Source organism: Mycobacterium arosiense ATCC BAA-1401 = DSM 45069 (assembly GCF_002086125.1).
Taxonomy (GTDB): Bacteria; Actinomycetota; Actinomycetes; order Mycobacteriales; family Mycobacteriaceae; genus Mycobacterium; species Mycobacterium arosiense.
Map to the genome: position 1 here is coordinate 1 of NZ_MVHG01000395.1, position 237 is coordinate 237.

The following is a 237-nucleotide window of genomic DNA, read 5'->3' on the forward strand; positions in this document are numbered from 1 at the left end:
GCCCCATTGCAATACCAGCCACAGCCCAACCAACCCCAGCAGCGGCCGCCAGCGGCGCCACTGGCTGCTCTGCTGGCGCGCGGCGAACTCGGCCTGGGCCAGGTCGGTGCCCAGCGGCTGCTCGCTCAGCCAGACGTGCGGATTGCCCGCCAGGGGCTGGACTTCCACCCCCTCCAGGGGCGCCACCTCCTGCGCGGCGAAGGCCCGCTGCGGCGGCGGGCAACTGTCGCGCAGCAC

At 74.3% G+C, this 237-nt stretch carries 1 pseudogene; it reads right to left on the bottom strand.

The features are described 5' to 3' along the window. Window positions 1-237 (bottom strand): annotated as a pseudogene (locus tag BST14_RS32310) (hypothetical protein); the annotation flags it as partial.